Source organism: Allosalinactinospora lopnorensis (assembly GCF_000981225.1).
GTDB lineage: Bacteria > Actinomycetota > Actinomycetes > Streptosporangiales > Streptosporangiaceae > Allosalinactinospora > Allosalinactinospora lopnorensis.
In genome coordinates this window covers 1-3944 of record NZ_LAJC01000148.1, presented here as the reverse complement: position 1 = coordinate 3944, position 3944 = coordinate 1, and the positions used below count along the sequence as shown (strand labels likewise).

General features: G+C 74.7%; 3 protein-coding genes. All 3 read right to left on the bottom strand.

Annotated elements, in window-relative coordinates; genetic code table 11:
- The coding region (locus VS93_RS26015; RefSeq protein WP_082127214.1) for a phytoene/squalene synthase family protein at window positions 1-1014 on the bottom strand (1014 nt) is incomplete at its 3' end.
- Window positions 1011-2480, bottom strand: a complete 1470-nt coding sequence (gene crtI, locus VS93_RS26010; protein ID WP_082127213.1) for a phytoene desaturase family protein — start codon at window positions 2478-2480, stop codon at window positions 1011-1013. The genes VS93_RS26015 and crtI, both read right to left, overlap by 4 nt.
- A 75-nt stretch (window positions 2481-2555) precedes the next feature.
- Window positions 2556-3710 carry a polyprenyl synthetase family protein gene (locus VS93_RS26005; protein ID WP_082127212.1) on the bottom strand — a complete coding sequence of 385 codons (1155 nt, stop codon included), beginning with the start codon at window positions 3708-3710 and terminating at the stop codon, window positions 2556-2558.
- Window positions 3711-3944 lie beyond the last annotated feature (234 nt).

Genomic DNA, 3944 nt, shown 5'->3' with positions numbered 1-3944 from the left:
CGAAGGAGACATGAGGCCGGTCCTTCCTGCTGGCCGCTCAGACCGCCGAGGCGGGACGGACGGAGCGTGCGGCCCGTCGCCCGCGGTCCGCGCGCGGGCGGCCAGAGCGCGTCCCAGCGCGGGCAGCGCCACCCCCGCCTTGCGGGCGCGGGAAACGCGGTGGCGCCGGGTCCACACGTCGTAGTCGGCGGCCTCGATCTCGTCCAGGATGCCCCGGTAGAGCCGAAACGCCGTGGCGACACACGGGCGTGCGGCCGGGGACAGCATCGCGATCCCCGGCTCGGCCTCGCGGTACACACCGCGGGTGATCCGCGCCGTTTCGGCCAGCGCCGCACGGACCCGGGGATCCTGCCTCCGGGTGCGGCGGCAGTGCTCCAGCAGGTCCCGGTCGGCTCCGTGCGCGGCGAGGACGTCGCCGGGCAGGTAGACCCGCCCCCGTTCGAGGTCCTCGGCGACATCGCGGAGGAAGTTGGTGAGCTGGAAGGCCTCCCCCAGCGCCGCCGCGTGCGGGGCGGCCTCGGCCCGCGGCACCACCGACCCCAGCACCGGAAGGAGCTCCAGACCTATGACGGCCGCTGATCCGTACATGTACTCGCGCAGATCGCCGTAGGTCGGGTAGTCGGTGACGGTCAGGTCGGCGCGCATGGATCCCAGGAACGCGGTGAAGTACTCTTCGCAGATCCCGTAGCGCCCGGCGGTGTCGGCGAGGGCGCGGACCACCGGCCACCGCGCCGAACCGGTGCGCAGAGCCGTGCGCAGGTCCTCCTGCGCGGCGTCGATCGTCGCCAGGCGCCGGGGCGCCGTGAGTCCGGGGTCGTCGACCACGTCGTCGACCCACCGGGCGAAACCGTAGAGGGCGTGCACGGCCGGCCGCCGCGCGGGCGGCAGCACACGCGTCGCCAGGTAGTAGGTGCGCCCGTGCCGGGCGTGCAGGACGCGGCAGTGGGCGTAGCAGGAACGCAGGCCGGCCCCGGTGATGCCGGCCGCGTCCAGTTCGGCGGTGGTTCCCATCACCGGCTTCCGCGCTCCACGGCCGCCGCGCCGGCGATGCGTGCCGCGGCGAGCTTGCCCGAGATCAGGGCCGTGGGCAGGCCGACCCCCGGTGCCGTCCCGCATCCCGCCAGCACGGCGTTGGCGGTGCCGCGGACCAGGTTGCGCGGTCGGAACGGTCCGGTCTGGGCGAAGGTGTGCGATACGGCGAAGGGCGTCCCCGCGGCCATGCCGCGGCGTGCCCAGTCGAGGGGAGTGGTCAGGCTCTCGGTGACGATGGCGGAGCCGAACCCGTCGAGCCCCCGATCCTCCAGCGTCCGTACCAGGTGGTCGCGGTAGGGACCGGCGGCGCGCTGCCAGTCCGGCCCGCCCGCACGCAGGTTGGGGCAGGGGGCCAGAACATAGTGGAGTTCGCGGCCCGGAGGCGCGAGCCCGGGGTCGGTCGCGGTGGGCCGGGTGACGAGCAGCGACGGATCGCTCATGACCCGGCCCTGCCGGGTGATCTCGCGGAACGTGCGTTCCCAGGCGGCCCCGAAGGAGATCGTGTGGTGTCCGAGACGTCCCCAGGTCCGGTCGGTTCCCGCGTGCAGCACCACGGCCGAGGGCGAGAAGCGCAGCGGAACCGGTCGCAGCGGGGCCCGGCCGAGCAGCCGGTAGGCCACGGGAAGGTCGGGGGTGAGCACCACGGCGTCGCAGCCGATTCGCTCGCCGTCGGCGGTCACGACGGCGGTGACCCGCTCGCCCCGACGCTCCAGGCGGCCTACCGCCGCGTTGTACCGGATCGCGGCGCCCGCCTTGACCGCCGCGCCGGCCAGCGCGTCGCCGAGGGCGCGCATACCGCCTCGGGGGAAGTACACCCCGGCCACCGTGTCCATGTAGGCGATCACCGCATAGGCGGCCAGCGCGCGCTGCGGTGGGACGCCGGCATAGAGCGACTGGAAGGAGAAGATCCGCCGCAGCCGCTCGTCGGAGAGGAACCGGCCGATGGCCGGGGCGAGCCGGCCGAGCCCGCCCATCGCGGCCAGCCGCGCCAGCTCCGGGCAGAGCAGGCCGAGGGGAGAGTCGAAGTTCACGTCGATGAACCGGCGCATCTGGAGCCGGTAGAGGCGGCTGAGCCACTCCCGCAGCCGCGTGTAGCCCTGCGCCTCCCGCGGGCCGGCCACCCGCCGTACCTCCGCGGCCATGGCCTCGGCGTCGGTGCGGACGTCGATGGTGGACCCGTCGGCGAAGGCCGCCCGGTAGGCGGGGTCCAGCCGCACCAGGTCCAGCCGTCCCCGCGTGGATTCCCCCACCGCGGCCAGTGCCTCGTCGATCAGGTCCGGCATGGTCAGCACCGTCGGCCCGGTGTCCAGCCGGAAGCCGTCGAGGTCCATGCGGCCCACTCGCCCGCCCGGGTGCGGATCGCGTTCGACGACGGTCACCTCGCGGCCCGCGCCCAGCAGGTGCAGCGCCGCCGCGAGCCCGGACACCCCCGCCCCCACGACGACCACGTGCCCGGTGTGCCCGGATATCGTGCGCGTCCGTTCTCTTTGCACGTTTATCGGCCTCCCCGCCGCACGGACCGCCTAGTGGACTCTCGATGTGGCCTTGTGGGCCAGTGCCCGGAGCGCATCGCGGGCGGTGCCGCCTATGGGGGCCTCAGCGATGTGCCGCAGGCCCCGCTCCAGCAGACCGTGCAGGCGCTCCTCGACGGCCGCCCGGGCGCCGAGTTCGTCGAGGAGCGCGCCGATAGCGCGGACATCGTCCTCGGTGAGCCCGCTGTCACCCACCGCAGCGCGCAGCGCCCTCGCGGCGCCGCGGTCCTCCCGCTCGCGCGCCCGCCGCAGCCCGATCGCCAGCAGCAGGGTGCGCTTCCCCTCCCGGAGGTCGTCGCCGACGGGCTTGCCCGTCCGGGAGGGGTCCCCGTAGATGTCGAGCAGATCGTCGCGGAGCTGGAACGCCGTACCGACATCGGAGCCGTACCCGCGCAGCGCGCGCACCAGGTCGCCGTCAGCACCGGCCAGGGCCACCCCGAAGTGCAGGGGTCGCTCCACGCTGTAGGCGGCCGTCTTCAGCCGGTTCACCCGGAGGGCGGTGGCCTCCGATTCGTCGGAGCGCGCCTGGGCGCGTATGTCGAGGAACTGCCCGGCGATCATCTCGGTGCGCATCGCCCGCCAGGGTTCGCGCACCCGCGATCGCGCGCCCGGATCCTCGACGGCCTCGTCGAGCATGTCATCAGCCCAGGCCAGGGCGAGGTCTCCGGCGAGTACGGCGACGGAGGCCCCGTAGCGCTCGGGATCGCCCGCCCAGCCGTTCACCCGGTGCGTCCCGGCGAAGGCCACGTGCATCGCGGGGTGCCCGCGTCGCATGGTGGAGCCGTCCATCACGTCGTCCTGGATCAGCGCGCAGGCCTGGATGAGCTCCAGCGCCGACACGGCCCGCAGTGCGGCCGTGGCCTGCTTCCCGCTCTCGGGTCCGCCGGCCGCGCGCCACCCCCACCAGGCGAACCTGGGCCGCATGCGCTTGCCTCCGCCGAGCGTGAAGCGCTCCAGGTGCTCGACGATCTCCTCGGTGAAGCAGGCGTCGTTCCCGCGCGCCGCGGCGCGGCGCGCGGCGAAGTAGTCGCTCAGGCATTTCGCGACCCCGGCGGCGACACGAGTGTCCAGCTGCGCGTGCGCCGCGAGGGCGGCGGACGGAGCCGGGGACGCGCCGCCGGACGCGTCGGGGCAGGGAGCAGACACGCCGAGCCTCCTGGGCTGGTCGGGAACCGGTCGGTGATCTCAGGCCAGTCGGTTACTTCTTCTGGTCGCGCGCCGTTCGGGCCGCCGTCGCGCCGGTGGCCGCGGCACGGACACACCCGCCTCGTCCCACGGGAGTCCGCGCACCCGCCGCGCCTTCCCGCGCCGCGCCACGGCGAAGAAGACGGCCCCGCGAGGAGCGGCGCCGGGAAGGCCGGGCCTGCCCGCAAGGAGGCC